This is a genomic window from Bradyrhizobium sp. SZCCHNR1093 (assembly GCF_032381175.1).
Taxonomy (GTDB): domain Bacteria; phylum Pseudomonadota; class Alphaproteobacteria; order Rhizobiales; family Xanthobacteraceae; genus Bradyrhizobium.
On the sequence record NZ_JAUHJJ010000007.1, the window covers coordinates 227,487 to 242,015 of the forward strand.

Below are 14,529 nucleotides of genomic sequence, written 5' to 3' on the forward strand. Positions count from 1 at the left end.
CGCATCGTCATTCCGGGGCGAGGCCGCAGGCCTCGAACCCGGAATCTGGAGATGATACGGGGATCAGCAAGCTCGGGATTCCGGGTTCGATGCTGCGCATCGCCCCGGAATGACTGCGTGTGGAAAGAACCTCAGCTCGCCTCGGCCAACAGCGACAGCTGATGCTGGGTCGACTCGACCATCGCCTGGTCCGTGAGGTGGGTGGGATAGCTGCCGGTGAAGCAGTGGTCGGAGTATTTCGGTGCGGCCGGATCACGGGCCGGCTCGCCCATGGCGCGGTACATGCCGTCGATCGACAGGAACGCCAGCGAATCCGCGCCGATCAGCTCGCGCATCTCCTCGAGCGAATGCGTCGCCGCCAAGAGGCCGCCACGGTCCGGCAGGTCGATGCCGTAATAGTCGGGGTAGAGGATCGGCGGCGAGGCGAGGCGGAAATGCACCTCCGTGGCGCCGGCGTCGCGCATCATGCGCACGATCTTGCGCGAAGTGGTGCCGCGCACCAGCGAATCGTCGATCAGGATGATGCGCTTGCCCTCGATCGCGGCGCGGTTGGCCGAGTGCTTCATGCGCACGCCGGATTCGCGGATCGCCTGGGTCGGCTGGATGAAGGTGCGGCCGACATAGTGATTGCGGATGATGCCGAGCTCGAACGGCACGCCGGAATGCTGGCTGTAGCCGATCGCCGCCGGCACGCCGGAGTCCGGCACCGGCACCACGACGTCGACGTCGGGATGGCTCTCGCGCGCGAGCTGCGCGCCGAACGCCTTGCGCACCTCGTAGACCGAGCGGCCGCCGACCACGGAATCGGGGCGGGCGAAGTAGATGTATTCGAACACGCACGGACGCGCCGGCTTCGGCGGGAACGGCTTGTGGCTGTGGGCGCCGGTCTCGTCGAAGATCACGACCTCGCCCGGCTCGATGTCGCGGATGTAGCGCGCGCCGATCATGTCGAGCGCGCAGGTCTCGGACGCCAGGATCGGGCAGCCTTCGAGCTCGCCATAGACCAGCGGACGGATGCCGAGGGGATCGCGGGCGCCGATCAGCTTCTTGTTGGTCATGCAGACCAGCGAGTAGGCGCCTTCGAGCGCGCGCAGCGCCTCGATGAAGCGATCGATGAAATTGGTGCGGCGGGAGTGCGCGACGAGATGCAGGATCACCTCGGTGTCGGTGGTCGACTGCATGATGGCGCCGGCGCGCACCAGCTCGCGGCGCAGGGTGAGGCCGTTGGTGAGGTTGCCGTTGTGGCCGACCGCGAAGCCGCCGGCATTGAGCTCGGCGAACAGCGGCTGCACGTTGCGCAGGATGGTCGCGCCGGTCGTGGCGTAGCGAACGTGGCCGATCGCGGCATTGCCGGGCAGGCGCTCGATCACCTCGCGGCGGGAGAAGGTGTCGCCGACGAGGCCCAAGCGGCGCTCGCTGTGGAAGCGTGCGCCATCGTAGGAGACGATGCCAGCTGCCTCCTGGCCGCGATGCTGGAGCGCATGCAGGCCGAGCGCGGTGATCGCGGCGGCGTCATTGTGCCCATAAATGCCGAACACGCCGCACTCTTCGCGCAGCGTGTCTCCGTCAAGGTCTGGGTCTCTGAGGTAGGCTTGAGGTCCGAAGTCCAGATCCGCGTGGGAGTCCATTTGGGCTTCGCCGGAAGAATCGTGGTGCTGGTCCATCGCGCCTCTCTTCTGGGCTAGGCTCACTTGGCCGCGGGTTTCTCGATCAGCTTCTTCAAGCTGTCGCGGGCAGGCTTGCTGTACCCATCGCCGCCCACTCCGGGCGACTCGGTGTCAGTCTGGTCGTCGTCCGGCTTGTTCTTCTTGAATTTCTTTAAAATGGTGTTCTCGGGATCATCAGGCAAGAGCGACATCAGCCAATCCCCGGTTCCCTGCAGGACCACGCGGGACTTGGCGCCGGTGACCCAGTCCGGACGCTGCTTGTCCGGTACCAGCCAGCTGAAGAACAGGAAGGCGACGACGACGATCAGGAGGCCACGGCCCAGTCCGAACAGGAATCCCAGGGTGCGGTCGAGCGCGCCGATGCGCGAATCGAGGATCATGTCGGAGATCTTGACCGTGATCACCGAGACGATGAGCAGGGTGCCCACGAAAGTACCGGCAACGACCACGACGCTGGCGACGGTATCGTTGTTGAAATAGGTCTTGGCGGTCGGCAGCAGCTTCGAGAATGAATAAAGCGTGACCAGGGCCGCCGCGCCCCACGCGGCGATCGACAGTATCTCGCGCATGAAGCCGCGGACCATCGCGAGCAGCCCCGACACCAGCATCACGCCGAGCAGGATGAGATCGAGGATCGTTATCGGCATCGGCTGCTCAGGTCCGCTTGTCAGGTCCAAGGTTCGCTTCGAATTGACGGAGGACCGCCCCTCCAGGCGGAGGAGAGCAGGGTTCCCCGGCAAGTCCGGACGCTGCACCATCCCGCGTGGGCGCCCGGTTGCGGCGTTGTATAGCGGCGAGTCACGCGAACGTCACGGTCCGGCTAGCCGTCCTGGCGGCGGAATCTCGCTGGTGTGGCATTTTTTTCGGCATGGCTGGGGCCACGGCGGCCCTGCTCACCCTCGTCGTGGCGGGCGCGGGGCGTGCCGCGCGCGGCGATGTCGGCGACCAGGCTGGTCAAGCCGCCGACGGTATTGAGGCTGAGCCCGGCATCGCCGCCGGCCTCGCCGCGGGCGCGCTCCGGCAGCACGACGCGGCCGAAGCCGAGCTTGGCGGCCTCCTTCAGCCGCGCCGAGGTCTGCGCCACCGGGCGGACCGCGCCCGACAGCGAAATCTCGCCGAAATAGACCGCATCGGGCGGCAGCGGCGCGTTGACCAGCGAGGAGACCAGAGCTGCGGCCGCGGCGAGATCCGCCGCCGGCTCGTTGATGCGCAGGCCGCCGGCGACGTTGAGATAGACGTCGTGGCCCGACAGCTTGACGCCGCAATGCGCCTCCAGCACGGCCAGCACCATTGACAGCCGGCTCGGATCCCAGCCGACGACGGCGCGGCGCGGCGTGCCGAGCGAGGTCGGCGCCACCAGGGCCTGGATTTCGACCAGCACGGGGCGGGTGCCCTCGATCCCGGCAAAGACCGCCGTGCCGGGGCTGCCGAGATCGCGCTCGGACAGAAACAGCTCGGAGGGGTTGGTGACCTCGCGCAGACCCAATCCGGTCATTTCGAACACGCCGATCTCGTCGGTCGGGCCGAACCGGTTCTTGACGGCGCGCAGGATGCGGAACTGCTGCGAGCCCTCGCCCTCGAACGACAGCACCGCGTCCACCATGTGCTCGACGACGCGGGGGCCGGCGATCTGGCCGTCCTTGGTGACGTGGCCGACCAGGATGATGGCGGCGCCGGATTTCTTGGCGAAGCGAATGAGCTTCTGCGCCGAGGCGCGCACCTGGGTCACCGTGCCCGGCGCCGATTCGACGGTGTCGGTCCACATCGTCTGGATCGAATCGATCACGATCAGTCGCGGCACGCCGCCTTCCGACAGGGTCGCGATGATGTCCTCGACCGAGGTCTCGGCCGCCAGTTGTACCGGCGCATCCGCAAGCCCGAGGCGCTCGGCGCGCAGCCGCACCTGGGCGACAGCTTCCTCGCCGGAAATGTAGACCGCGCGATGGCCGGCGCGCGCCAGCATCGAGGTCGCCTGGGTCAGAAGCGTTGATTTGCCGATGCCGGGATCGCCGCCGACCAAGAGCACCGAGCCGCGCACGAAGCCGCCGCCGGTGACGCGGTCGAGCTCGGTCATGCCCGACGACAGCCGCGGCGCGTCGATGGTCTTGCCGGTCAGCGATTCCAGCTGGAACGTGCGGCCCTTGCGCTTCGAGCGCAGCGAGACCGGCGCGGAGGTCGCGCCCGTCGTGTCTTCCTCCGCCAGCGTGTTCCACTCGCCGCAGGCCTCGCATTTGCCCTGCCAGCGCGAATAGGCCGCGCCGCAGTTCTGGCAGACGAAGGAGAGCGTGGTCTTGGCCATGGAGGGAGAATCGATGTGCTCAGGAGTGGGTGGCGTTCCATAGCATAGTTAGGCCTGCGGCCAGCATGATGCCATCCATCACCAGCCGGAACATGTCGGGCTTCATGTGCAGCACGAAGCGCTTGGCGACGAAGGCGCCGGCCATCAGCGAGCCGCCGGCGATCAGGCCCTTGAGCAGAATGTCCGGCGTCAGCGCGCCGAAGCGCTGGAAGGTGATGGATTTCGAGACATAGAGCCCGAGCGAGCTGGCAGCCTCGGTGGCGAGGAAGGCGCCCTTCGACAGCCCATAGAACAGGAACAGCGGCACGCTGAGCGGCCCGGTCGAGACCACGATGCCGGTCAGAAATCCGATCACCGCACCGCCGAGCGCGAGGTGCCAGAGGTTGGCCTTGAGGTCGTGCCGCGTCAGCCAATGCCGTACCGGCACCATCGCCATCAGGAACAGGCCGATCGTGATATCGACCGCCTGCGACGGCAGGATCAGCAAGGTGCGCGCGCCGAGTGCGGCGGCCGGAATGCCGGTGACCGAATAGGCCGCGCAGGCGCGCCAGTCGACCTCGCGCCACCACGCCAGGATGCGCGACAGGTTCGCCATGACGGCGGCCACCGCCATGATCGGCACGGCCTCCTTCGGGCCGTACTCGTAGGCCAGCACCGGCATCAGCATGATCGACGAGCCGGTGCCGACGATGCCGGACAACGTGCCGGCAACGAGGCCTATCGCGAGGACGAACAGGAAGCCCAAGATTTTCGCGCCTTCGTGATGGCGGGCAAGATCTCTCTCCCGTCATTGCGAGCGAAGCGAAGCAATCCAGAGTCGCGCGCATGACTCTGGATTGCTTCGTCGCTTCGCTCCTCGCAATGACGGATGAGAGAAGCAGGGCCCAGGTGGTTAACGGGTGGTTCGAGTCGACTCGAAATCGTCGATGATTGTGCGTCCGCATCATTAAAAGTTGAAGCGTATTCCTCGCACGTCCGCTCATGTTCTCGGACGATGACGATGAGCAAAACCCCGATGTCCTTGCAGATGCGGCCGTCCCTGACGGCAACCGCCGATGCGAAGTTCCCCTGGTTCACGGCCGCGATGCTGGCCATGGAAGCCGGCGAGGTCATCCGGCTCCGGCTGGAAAAGTTCGCGCGCGGCGAAGCCGACGCGGGCCAGGAAGCGGAGCTGATGGTCAGCGAAAAGATCGCCGCAGCCCTGGAGGCGACGGCGAAGCTGATGGCCGGCGCGAGCCCGGCCGCGGTCGTCGATCTCTATCGGGATTATGTCGCGGCCAACGCCGAGCGGCTGTCGGCGTAAGCACGCGCAGTCCGGCTGTCTTTGGGCTGGCTCGGGGCTGCGTGCCGCCGCAGACGAATGTCGAGCAACCCAGGGCGGACAACCTCGTCATAGCGCCGGCGACCGGGCGGCCTCGTGCCTTCACGTGCGGTGTTGCCAACGAAGAGAAGATCGGACACCCTACCGAAAACGCGAATGCTGATCACCTCGTTTTCACCGGACCGATCCAGTGCGACTGCTCTTACGCCTCATGCAACGCGTGCTGGTCGCCGGGCTCGGGATCTTCACGGTCTGGCTGATCGTGTTCGTGGTGTTCGAGACGGCGGATCGCAGGCTGCCCTGGATTGCCGCCGTCGGCGTCAGCTACGCAATCGCGGCCTATGTCATTCTGCCACGCGTGATCAGATTGAGTCTCAGGATCCTCCAGAGTCGGCGGGTGCCCAGCTACACGATCACCAGCGATGGATTGCCTGGCGACCCCGTCAATCTCGCCCTGATCGGCACGCTTCGACAGCTCCGCGCGAGCTTTGCTGCGATCGGTTGGTGCGAGGCGGACCGATTGGGGCTGGCAAGCTCGTGGGCCATGGTCCGCGCCTTCGTCCTCGCCTGGCCGTACCCCACCGCTCCTTTCAGCACCCTCTATCTGTTCGGTCGCGGCCAGGATATCGGCTTTCAGAAAGCCATCGGCAACAGTCCGCGAAAGCGTCATCACGTCCGGTTCTGGGCCGTTGACCTCGCCCACGCCGAGAAGAGCTGGAACGCTGGCGATTTCTGGTCAGCGACCGACACGCCTGCGGCCGATGAGTCCGTCCTCTGGGTCGGTGCCGGCACGAAGGACACGGGCCTGTCGCTCACCCGACTGACCTTTCAGATCACGCACGCCACCGATCCGGATGCCAATGCGGAGCGGGACTACATCATGGCCGAATTGATCAGGACACGATCGATCGAGACCGTCGAGCTGTACAAGGCCGGCCGGAACCTGCCCGAGCGGGTCAATCACTATGTGACGGACGGCGACATCGCGTTGGCGAGCGTGGTGATCGCCGCCAATGCCGACGCGCATGAGGGGTCTTCGTCGCCGGCCTAGTGGACATGCTGACGAGCCGCGTTCGAGGTCGTTCGCCCTGCTCGGGGCCGGACCAGGAAGGCGGTGCCGAGCAGGACGACCATCGCAACGCAGACGACGGTCAGGAACGCCTGATCGAAGGCGCGATGAGCGTGCGAGGTGACGAGGGCAGCGAGCCCGGTCGGCAGCCGCTCGGCGGCGATCAGCGCCTCGTCGATGCTGTCGCGCGCAGCGGCGGGAATGCCGAGGCCATCGGGCAGAACCATGAACGCCGTATAGACTCCGGACAGGATGCTTCCGAAAATGCTGATGCCGATTGTGCCGCCGAGCTCGAACGACACCTCCTCGATCGACGCGGCCATGCCTTCGCGGCCTTCAGGCGCGTGATTCATCACAGCGTTGGAGGCGGCGGCGATGGATGCTCCCAGCCCTAGACCATTGACCGCGATGCAGATCAGTTGCAGCGCCAGGCTGGCGTTGTAGCAGAGCAGGTAGCCGGCCGCGCCGATGCCTGCGATTAACAACGCGCCGGACATCGTGGTGGCGGCTCGGACGCGACGGAGCATCAGGCTCGCGAGCGGCCCGCCGATGAAGGCACCGAGCGGGGCCGGAAGGATGTACAATGCCGCCTGCAGCGGCGAATAGCCGAGGACGAGTTGCAGGCGTTGGCTGATCGCGAGCTCCGTCCCCGCAATGGCGAGTGAAGCCACGATCGCGGTGATCACGCTGAGCGTGAACTCGACGTTTCGGAACAGGGTGAAGTCGAGCAAAGGATCCTCGAGACGCAATTGACGGCGTACGAACACCGTCAACATGATGACCGTCGCGACAGCCGTGCCGGCAAGGACGACATAGGAAGACTGGCGACTGCCGAGCTCCTCGACGACGTAGGCGAAGCCGATCAGCCCGGCCATCACCTGCACTGAACCGAGGAGGTCCCAGTCGCGCTCAGCACGATCGGCCGGTGCAGGAATCAGCAGCAGGCCGGCGACCAGCGCCAGCACGACGAGCGGCACGTTGATCAGAAAGACCGAGCCCCACCAGAAATATTCCAGCAGGACACCGCCGACCAAGGGGCCGACTGCCGCCCCGCTGGACGCAACGGCTCCCCAGATCGCGATGGCGAGCGCCCGTTCGTGATCATCGGAGAAGGTGACGCGAATGATCGACAGCGTCGCCGGCATCATCAGTGCAGCGCCGATTGCGAGCAGGACGCGCCCGCCGATCAGGACCATGGCGGTCGGCGAATAGGCGGCGACGACCGAGGCTAGTCCGAAGACGATGAGGCCGGCTATGAACGTCCTCTTGTGCCCGACGCGATCGCCGAGCGAGCCGAAGCCGGGAAGCAGGCCGGCGACGACGAGCCCGTAGGCCATGACGATCCACAATTTCTCCGAGGCGGTTGCGCCGAGCTCATGGGTCAGGCTGGGCAGCGCCGTATAGAGCACCGTCATGTCGATCACGACGAGCGCGAGCGCGCTGGAGACGGTCAGGAGAACCATCCAGCGATTGCGTTTCGACATTGGCGCGCTCGCTTGCGCAAGCCGTGGTTCATTCGGCGCGCTCGTCGTCTCCAGCACGTTCACCGCTCCCGCTCAGATTCCACGACGATGCGTGATCCGGCCGTTCATCATCGTCAGCTGAATATTGACCTTGCCGATGTCGTGTGGCCCGACATCGAACAGATTGTTCTCGAGCACGATCAGATCGGCCAGCTTGCCGACCTTGATGGAGCCGATCTTGTCCTCCATGCGAAGCTGGTAGGCTCCGTTGATGGTGTAGCCTCGGATGAGGTCCGGCAGGCCCAGGCGTTCGGTCGCGGGCGGATGGACCAGGCCGTCGGGCTTGCCCGGCTCCTGACGTGTATGGCCGGCCTGCAACGCCTCGAGTGGCTTGACGACGACCTTCGAGCCGGTCGCCAGCGCATCCATGCCGAACGACACCGTGACGCCTTCGTCGATGAACGTCTTGAAGGTGTACATGCGGCTCCAGCGCTCGTCGCCGTAGATCTCGCAGACGCGACGCTGGCTGGCATCCGGCACGCCCCATTGGATCTGCGTATTCGCGATCACGCCGAGCTTTCTGAAGCGCGCAATGTCCGATGGCGCGGTGAGGAATGCGTGGCAGATGGTATGACGGCGGTTGCCGGGGCCGTTCTTGCCAAAGGCGGCTTCGTATCCATCCAGGCTCATGCGGACGGCGGCATCGCCGACGGCGTGAAGGTGCGTATCGATTCCCTCGGCATGGGCTTCGCGCAGTATCCGATTCAACACGGGCGATGGCAACAATGGTTCGCCGCGCCAATCCGGGCTTCCGGCATAGGGATCCAGCAGATAGGCGGTGCGGCTCAGCTCGGTGCCATCGACGATCAGCTTGAGCACCTCGGCCTTGACCAGCGGAGTGCGATAGCGCTTCCGGTAGGCCCGAATGATCGGCAGCGGATCGACGCTGGGATCATTGTGATACAGGCTGCCGATCACGCGCTGCAGCAGCTTGCCGCGCTTCTCGAGCTCGACCAGCATGTCGAAACCGTGATGCTGCTCGGTCGGCCAGGCGCTGAAGCCGGCATCGAAGAAGGTGGTGATGCCGGCGGCTGCGAGCCTGGGCTGCCATTCCTCGATCGCGGCGGCGGTCGACTTCAGGCCGAATGGTTCGATGCCGTGCTTTTCGAGCGCCTTGAGCACCGCGAACAGCGCAGGCACTTCTGAAATGAAGCCGGTCGGCAGGCCATTGGGATCCTTTTCGTACCAGGAGGAGCCGGGCACGACGTCGCGCGGGGTATCCTTCGTAATGCCGGCCATCTCCAGCAGCTTGGAATTGACCCAGTAGCCGTGCAGATCGCAACTGACGAGCAGGACCGGTCGATCGGGGAAGATCTCGTCCAGCGGCTCCTTGCGCGGACCCGAGGCGGGAAACGCGCTAGCGATCCAGCCGAAGCCCAGAATGAACTTTTCGTCGGAATGCGTCTTCGCGTAATCGCGCAGGATCGCGTAGATGCGCTCCGGATCCTCCTCGTTGACCCAGGCGCCGCGGGCGAAGGCCAGCGTGCAAAGATGCCAATGCGCCTCGACGAAGCCCGGCATGAGCATCCGCCCCTTGAGGTCGATGACGTCAGCCCCGCGTCCGGCAAATTTCATCGCGCCTGCGTCGTCGCCGACGTAGACGATCGTGTCTCCCTTGACGACGACGGCCTGGGCCCAGGGCAGGGAGTCGTCCACCGTGTAGACGCGCCCGCCGCGAAAGATGGTCGTGCTGCTGGAGGCGGCCCAGGCCGGAGCCGAGGCAGCGGCGAACGCTGCGGCCGCAGCCGAGGTCGCGACCATCTGGCGACGGGTCAGTCCGCCGCGCTCCGACTTAGATGCCGCAAACAGCGAACCGATGGCGGAACCGCATGCAATGCACATTGTCCTGCTCCGAAGTCCTGCTCCGAAAATTCCGCGCTCCGGGTGAGCTGCACGATTGCCGAGTCAGACGCTGAAACTACTTCACTCAGCACCCGCCAAGATTGACAACGATCAAGTCAATCTCGGCGGCGTCGAGCGCCAGCACGCATACTGAAGTCTTCGTTTCCTGTTGATGGATAAACTTCAAATCGAATGCTTTCAGACAGAGAAAAGGAGGACCGCCGCAACGACTCATCGTCTATGCGTCGCCCGAGCGCGAGGGTGTCATTCATGCCGTGGAGGTCATCGATCCCACCGATGCCTGGTCCCGAGCACCGTCACTTCGGGAACAGGAAAGCCAGGCTGGCGCGAAACTGCCACCGCGATGCCAGGTCCGGCCTCAGCACATTGTAGTAGACACCGATCTCGGCGTTGACCGGCTGCTTGTCGACCATGAAGAGCTTGCCTATTCCCGCGCCGACCGGAACGTCAGCCGTCTGCCGGTACGCACCCGTGTTCGGCATGGCGATATTCTCCAGCCCGACGCTGATCGTATCCGCGATCGGGTTTTGCGCCGCCTTGGCGAGATCTTCGAGCGATGGCGTCCTCTGCTGTGCCGAGGCGCCGGCGCCTGGGTACAGCGCTGAGATCAGGAACAGGAGAACCGCTCGTCGAAAAATTCTCGGAGTCATGGCCGACCTCACTGTCGAAGCGCTGCTCTCGCATCCGTTGTCGCGCATCTGCACCGTTCCGGCCGCTATGGAGTCAGGCGAAGGTCGGAAATTGCCCGCCGGCGAACAGTGACGGCCGCAGGCGAGACCAGTTCGACGCGAACTGGAACGTGTCGAGATCGGTGTAGGTCTGGCCGATCACCTGCATGCCCGAGGGAATGCGGTCCTCGACCACGCCGAGCGGGACATCGACGACCGGATAGCGGTTGAGCAGATTCCAGTGCCACGTCAGCGCCAAGCCCAGACCGGTGCCCACCCACGGGTCGACCTTGTTTTCCTTGCTCTTGAACATGTCGGCCCCGACCAGAGGCGTTGCCATGGTCGGCATGAGCAGGATGCGGTAGCCCTTGCCGAACACGCGCTGCTGCACCTGGCGGTGCAGCCGCTGCAGCAGCTCTTCGGCTTCTTCGGCCTGGCGCGGTCCGACCGCGCCGACCTGGTCGAGCATTTCGGTCATGTAGGGCGAGAGCTGATCGCGATGCGCATTCGAGATCTCGATCGCAGTGCCGATGGACGTCGACATCAGCCCACGGATGAAGACCATCTTGTGGGCCTTCGTGAAGCCGCAGTCGACCTCGTCCACAGTGCACCCCGCGGCGCGCAGCGCCTCGATTCCTCTCAGCATCGCAGCCTTCACGGACGGTATGACGTCCGCAATGCCGGCGCCCCAATCCACGGCGATGCGCCACCCGGAAAGGCGCGGATAACGGGTGGGATAGTCGAGGCGAGGGCGCATCGCGGCCATCACCCGCTCGGACGGACCGACGATCGCGTTCTGGAGGCGGACGAGGTCGTCGAAGCGCCGCGCCATCGGGCCCGAGGTCGAGAACGGGATTTCCCCGCCAGCCACGCGTCCGAACGGCGGCCTGAAGCCATAGAGACCACATTGTGAGGCGGGAATTCGGATCGAGCCGCCCATGTCCGAGCCCATGGCGAGCGTCGTGAAGCCTGCGGCCAACGCCGCGCCCGATCCCGCCGACGACCCGCCCGGAGAATATTCGAGATTCCACGGATTGCGTGTCGTGCCCCAGGCGCGGGTGGACGCGCCGAGGAAGAGGTAGAATTCCGGCACGGTCGTCTGGAACGGCATGACGGCGCCGGCGGCCTCGAGCGCGTCGGTGATGGCCGAGTTTTCCGTTGCGGGCGGCGAGTCCTTGAAGAGGAGCGAGCCCTGCGTCGTCCGCCAGCCCGGCCTGGAGAATTCGTCCTTGATGGCCACCGTGATCCCTTCGAGCGGCCGCGGATTGCCGCGCCGATACCGGTCTTCGGACTGCTTGGCCTCCTTCATCGCCTGGTCGAAGTGCGCGTAGGTGATACAATTGACCTTCGGGTTGTAGGCTTCGATCCGCTTGATCTGCGCCTTCAAGAGATCGACCGGCGACGCCTTGCGGGCCCGGAACATGGCGATGAGATCGGCGACCGACGCATAGCAGAGCGGATCGGCGGACTCGGCGCGCGCGGCCGGCAAATCGAGTCCGGACGCGACCAACGCCGCTCCCGCGCCTTTGATGAGCGTTCTTCTGTCAATCATATACGCCTCCGTATTTCCGGGAATCGGTCTGAGTTTGTCGATGTGGCCCTGAAGGTGACGGTCCGAGAAGTCGCTGGATTCAGCTTCGCTGTTCGTGCCTGACCTGACCGTTCATGACGGTCATCAGCACCTTTGTGTTGTGGATGTCGTGCGGGGCGACTTCGAACAGGTTTCTTTCAAGCACGATCAGATCGGCGAGCTTGCCGACCTCGATCGAACCGATCTTCTGGTCGAGTCCGAGCTGATAGGCCGGTCCCGTGGTGGCGGCGCGGATCGCCTCTTCGAGGCTGATCCGCTCGTCGAGCGGCACCAAGGCCGGCTGACCCGGCTTGTTCAACTCCCGCCGCGTGGTCGCGATCTCGATCGCATCCAGCGGCTTGTAGGTGCTGTAATAGCCGGCGGCCGGCCAATCGGTGCCGAGCGAGATGTTGGCGCCATGACGCAGGATCGAGCCGGTGCGAAACGCCTGCTCGGCGCGCGCGCCGACGCGGGGCCGCATCACGCCCTGCCAATAGGCATCCGCCACCGACCATTGGGCGGAGAACTGCGCGGTGACGCCGAGCTTGGCGAAGCGCGGCAGATCGTCAGGCGAAACAAATATGAGATGCGCCAGCGTGTGCCGGCGATCGCGCGGCGGATTGACCTTGATCGCGGCTTCGAACGCGTCCAGCGACAGGCGGTTGGCGCGATCACCGTAGGAATGGATGTGAATATTGAGGCCCGCCCTGTCGGCGCGGCGGATGATGTCCTTGAACTGATCCGGCGGGACCAGCGTCTCGCCGCTCGTGCTCGGATCGTCGCTATAGGGGGCCAGCAATGCGGCGGTCCGTTGGGCTTCGCCGCCGTCGATGTTGAGCTTGAGAACGGGGGCCTGCACCAGTTCGGAATTGAAGCGTCGACGCAGGGCCTTCGCGATCGGCACGGGGTCGATCGCCGGATTGTTGTGGTAGGTCGATCCGACCACACGGAACGGCAGTTTTCCTTTGCGCTCCAGATCCTGATAGAGCTCGTAGCCGGTCTCCTCGGGGAGAACGAGCAGTCCGGCATCGAACACGCTGGTGATGCCGGCCGCCGACGCCTTCGGCAGCCACTGTGCGAGCGAGTCCGCAATATAGCCGGGCGTGAACGGCGAGACCGCGTTGAGGACCGGAAACATCGCCGGTGGCTCGACCAGATAGCCGGTCGGCTCTCCCGAGGCCGGGTCCCGCTCGAAGTAGCTGTAGCCGGGCAACGGATCCTTGGTCGCCTTGGTCACCTTGGCAATCGCCAGCGTCTTGGAATTGACCCAGGCTGAATGGCCATCGATCCCGACGAGAAAGACGGGCGTGTCCGGCCAGATCTGATCGAGATCCTCCTTGCGCGGGCCGGTCGGCGGAAAGGCGTTATAGCGCCAGCCGAAGCCGCGGACGATGCCGGCCTGGCCCAGCTTGGCGCGATAGGCCTTCAGGGCGTCGAGCATCTCCTCCCTTGTGTCGTATTGAAGATCGACACCCCGAGTCACGACAGCGCCCGCTATCGGATGGATGTGTCCTTCCACGAAACCGGGCAGCAGCATCCTGCCGGCGAGATCGACGACGCGGGTCTTTGGGCCGATGAAGGACCGGACGCCCGCGTCATCGCCGACATAGACGATGTGTTGTTGCTTGACGGCGACCGCGCGGGCCCATTCCCGGCCGCCGTTCACGGTGTAGACCGGGCCGTTGCGAAACACGATGTCGGCCTTGCCGCCGCCGGTTCGCGCCTCGGCGTTCGTCGGAGCGGACACCGAGGCAACGCCGGCCGCAGCGAACGCCGCGCCTGTCTGCAGGAGCTGGCGTCGTGACGGCTCGGCCTCGTTGACGGAGTCAAAATCAAGCTTGAGCAAACCATGGAATCTTGCCCAGTTGCATGCGATGCACATGCATTCACCTTTGCACGCTCTGCGGGAACCGCATTCTTCCCGATTCCGAGGATTGTATGAACTCGGGGGAACTACGTAGCCCTTTGCGTGCGAAGCGTTCGCATGAGCTGCTCGTGTTCGAGACGATTAGATTCGAATGACTGTCATTTCGGTGGACGCCGGCCTGAGCATCGACCAGTTTGCGATTGGGTCACGAACTCATCCGAGCTGCAGAGTTCAGTTGATGGCAGCGAAATCGATGTAACCTGCAAGTGCACGATTCTGGCCGTAATGCTCCAACCGAGGGGTAACGGCAGACCGACGGAGTGAAGAATGTTCACACTGGTACATGCAGGGACTTGGCTCGTCGTCGGCTTGATTGGTGGCGGCCTTGCCGGAATCCTGGTGAAGCGCCGCCGAGCAGGTTTCGGGCTTTTGACCAACATCGGATTGGGATGCGTCGGCGCCCTCATCGGTGGTGTCCTGTTCAACCTGTTTGGGCTGTTTCCAGGCATGGGCAGCATCGTCATTTCGCTGCGCGACGTCGTCGCGGCGTTCGTCGGCTCGCTCGTCCTGCTGGCGGCAATCTGGTTGTGGGGCGCGGCCCGCGAACGGAGTCCGCGCTGACCGCAGGCGGTCGACAGCCGGAGTGACGCGCGGTCTCCGCCCGCCAGTCGCGCGGGCGGAC

12 protein-coding genes are annotated in these 14,529 nt (G+C 65.0%); 3 read left to right on the forward strand and 9 right to left on the reverse strand.

Features of this window, described 5'->3' with window-relative positions:
• Positions 1 to 131 precede the first annotated feature (131 nt).
• The 4 genes from purF to QX070_RS22915 all read right to left on the reverse strand — a co-directional run bounded on the left by purF (position 132) and on the right by QX070_RS22915 (position 4,711).
• The gene (purF, locus tag QX070_RS22900; RefSeq protein WP_315739370.1) at positions 132 to 1,628 is read right to left on the reverse strand and encodes an amidophosphoribosyltransferase; all 1,497 of its coding nucleotides are present in this window, start codon (positions 1,626 to 1,628) and stop codon (positions 132 to 134) included.
• Positions 1,629 to 1,687: 59 nt separating this feature from the next.
• The gene (locus tag QX070_RS22905; RefSeq protein WP_315739453.1) at positions 1,688 to 2,314 is read right to left on the reverse strand and encodes a CvpA family protein; all 627 of its coding nucleotides are present in this window, start codon (positions 2,312 to 2,314) and stop codon (positions 1,688 to 1,690) included.
• A 173-nt stretch (positions 2,315 to 2,487) separates the two neighbouring features.
• Entirely contained in the window at positions 2,488 to 3,966 is a 1,479-nt protein-coding gene (gene radA / locus QX070_RS22910) for a DNA repair protein RadA (RefSeq protein ID WP_315739371.1), read from the reverse strand.
• A 19-nt stretch (positions 3,967 to 3,985) separates the two neighbouring features.
• Entirely contained in the window at positions 3,986 to 4,711 is a 726-nt protein-coding gene (locus tag QX070_RS22915) for a sulfite exporter TauE/SafE family protein (protein ID WP_315739372.1), read from the reverse strand.
• A 255-nt stretch (positions 4,712 to 4,966) separates the two neighbouring features.
• Between QX070_RS22915 and QX070_RS22920 the strand changes: the two genes are divergently transcribed.
• On the forward strand, positions 4,967 to 5,269 hold the full coding sequence (locus tag QX070_RS22920) for a hypothetical protein (protein WP_315739373.1): 303 nt from the start codon (positions 4,967 to 4,969) through the stop codon (positions 5,267 to 5,269).
• Between the two features lie 208 nt (positions 5,270 to 5,477).
• Positions 5,478 to 6,338, forward strand: a complete 861-nt coding sequence (locus QX070_RS22925; RefSeq protein ID WP_315739374.1) for an LssY C-terminal domain-containing protein — start codon at positions 5,478 to 5,480, stop codon at positions 6,336 to 6,338.
• On the opposite strand, the gene QX070_RS22930 is transcribed toward QX070_RS22925, so the two are convergent.
• From QX070_RS22930 to QX070_RS22950, 5 genes are all read right to left on the reverse strand, one after another.
• Positions 6,335 to 7,840 (reverse strand): MFS transporter, encoded by a 1,506-nt coding sequence (locus QX070_RS22930; protein ID WP_315739375.1) that lies wholly within the window; start codon positions 7,838 to 7,840, stop codon positions 6,335 to 6,337. The two genes, QX070_RS22925 and QX070_RS22930, sit on opposite strands and share 4 nt — an antisense overlap.
• 72 nt (positions 7,841 to 7,912) lie before the next feature.
• Positions 7,913 to 9,721 (reverse strand): amidohydrolase, encoded by a 1,809-nt coding sequence (locus QX070_RS22935; RefSeq protein WP_315739376.1) that lies wholly within the window; start codon positions 9,719 to 9,721, stop codon positions 7,913 to 7,915.
• Between the two features lie 317 nt (positions 9,722 to 10,038).
• Positions 10,039 to 10,392 (reverse strand): hypothetical protein, encoded by a 354-nt coding sequence (locus tag QX070_RS22940; protein ID WP_315739377.1) that lies wholly within the window; start codon positions 10,390 to 10,392, stop codon positions 10,039 to 10,041.
• 73 nt (positions 10,393 to 10,465) lie between these two features.
• A complete protein-coding gene (locus QX070_RS22945) occupies positions 10,466 to 11,962 on the reverse strand; it encodes an amidase (RefSeq protein WP_315739378.1) in 1,497 nt (498 codons plus the stop codon).
• Positions 11,963 to 12,041: 79 nt separating this feature from the next.
• Positions 12,042 to 13,826: an amidohydrolase gene (locus tag QX070_RS22950; RefSeq protein WP_315739379.1), complete on the reverse strand. Its 1,785-nt coding sequence runs from the start codon at positions 13,824 to 13,826 to the stop codon at positions 12,042 to 12,044.
• 348 nt (positions 13,827 to 14,174) lie between these two features.
• Between QX070_RS22950 and QX070_RS22955 the strand changes: the two genes are divergently transcribed.
• Positions 14,175 to 14,468, forward strand: coding sequence for a GlsB/YeaQ/YmgE family stress response membrane protein (locus tag QX070_RS22955; RefSeq protein ID WP_315739380.1), 294 nt, complete (start codon positions 14,175 to 14,177; stop codon positions 14,466 to 14,468).
• Positions 14,469 to 14,529: the final 61 nt, after the last annotated feature.

What these genes read in the sequence shown, in the direction of transcription:
- QX070_RS22920 (WP_315739373.1), top strand. Translation starts at nt 4,967, where the DNA reads ATGAGCAAAACCCCGATGTCCTTGCAGATGCGGCCGTCCCTGACGGCA.
- QX070_RS22905 (WP_315739453.1), bottom strand. Translation starts at nt 2,314, where the DNA reads ATGCCGATAACGATCCTCGATCTCATCCTGCTCGGCGTGATGCTGGTG.
- QX070_RS22940 (WP_315739377.1), bottom strand. Translation starts at nt 10,392, where the DNA reads ATGACTCCGAGAATTTTTCGACGAGCGGTTCTCCTGTTCCTGATCTCA.
- purF (WP_315739370.1), bottom strand. Translation starts at nt 1,628, where the DNA reads ATGGACTCCCACGCGGATCTGGACTTCGGACCTCAAGCCTACCTCAGA.
- radA (WP_315739371.1), bottom strand. Translation starts at nt 3,966, where the DNA reads ATGGCCAAGACCACGCTCTCCTTCGTCTGCCAGAACTGCGGCGCGGCC.
- QX070_RS22945 (WP_315739378.1), bottom strand. Translation starts at nt 11,962, where the DNA reads ATGATTGACAGAAGAACGCTCATCAAAGGCGCGGGAGCGGCGTTGGTC.
- QX070_RS22930 (WP_315739375.1), bottom strand. Translation starts at nt 7,840, where the DNA reads ATGTCGAAACGCAATCGCTGGATGGTTCTCCTGACCGTCTCCAGCGCG.
- QX070_RS22955 (WP_315739380.1), top strand. Translation starts at nt 14,175, where the DNA reads ATGTTCACACTGGTACATGCAGGGACTTGGCTCGTCGTCGGCTTGATT.
- QX070_RS22935 (WP_315739376.1), bottom strand. Translation starts at nt 9,721, where the DNA reads ATGTGCATTGCATGCGGTTCCGCCATCGGTTCGCTGTTTGCGGCATCT.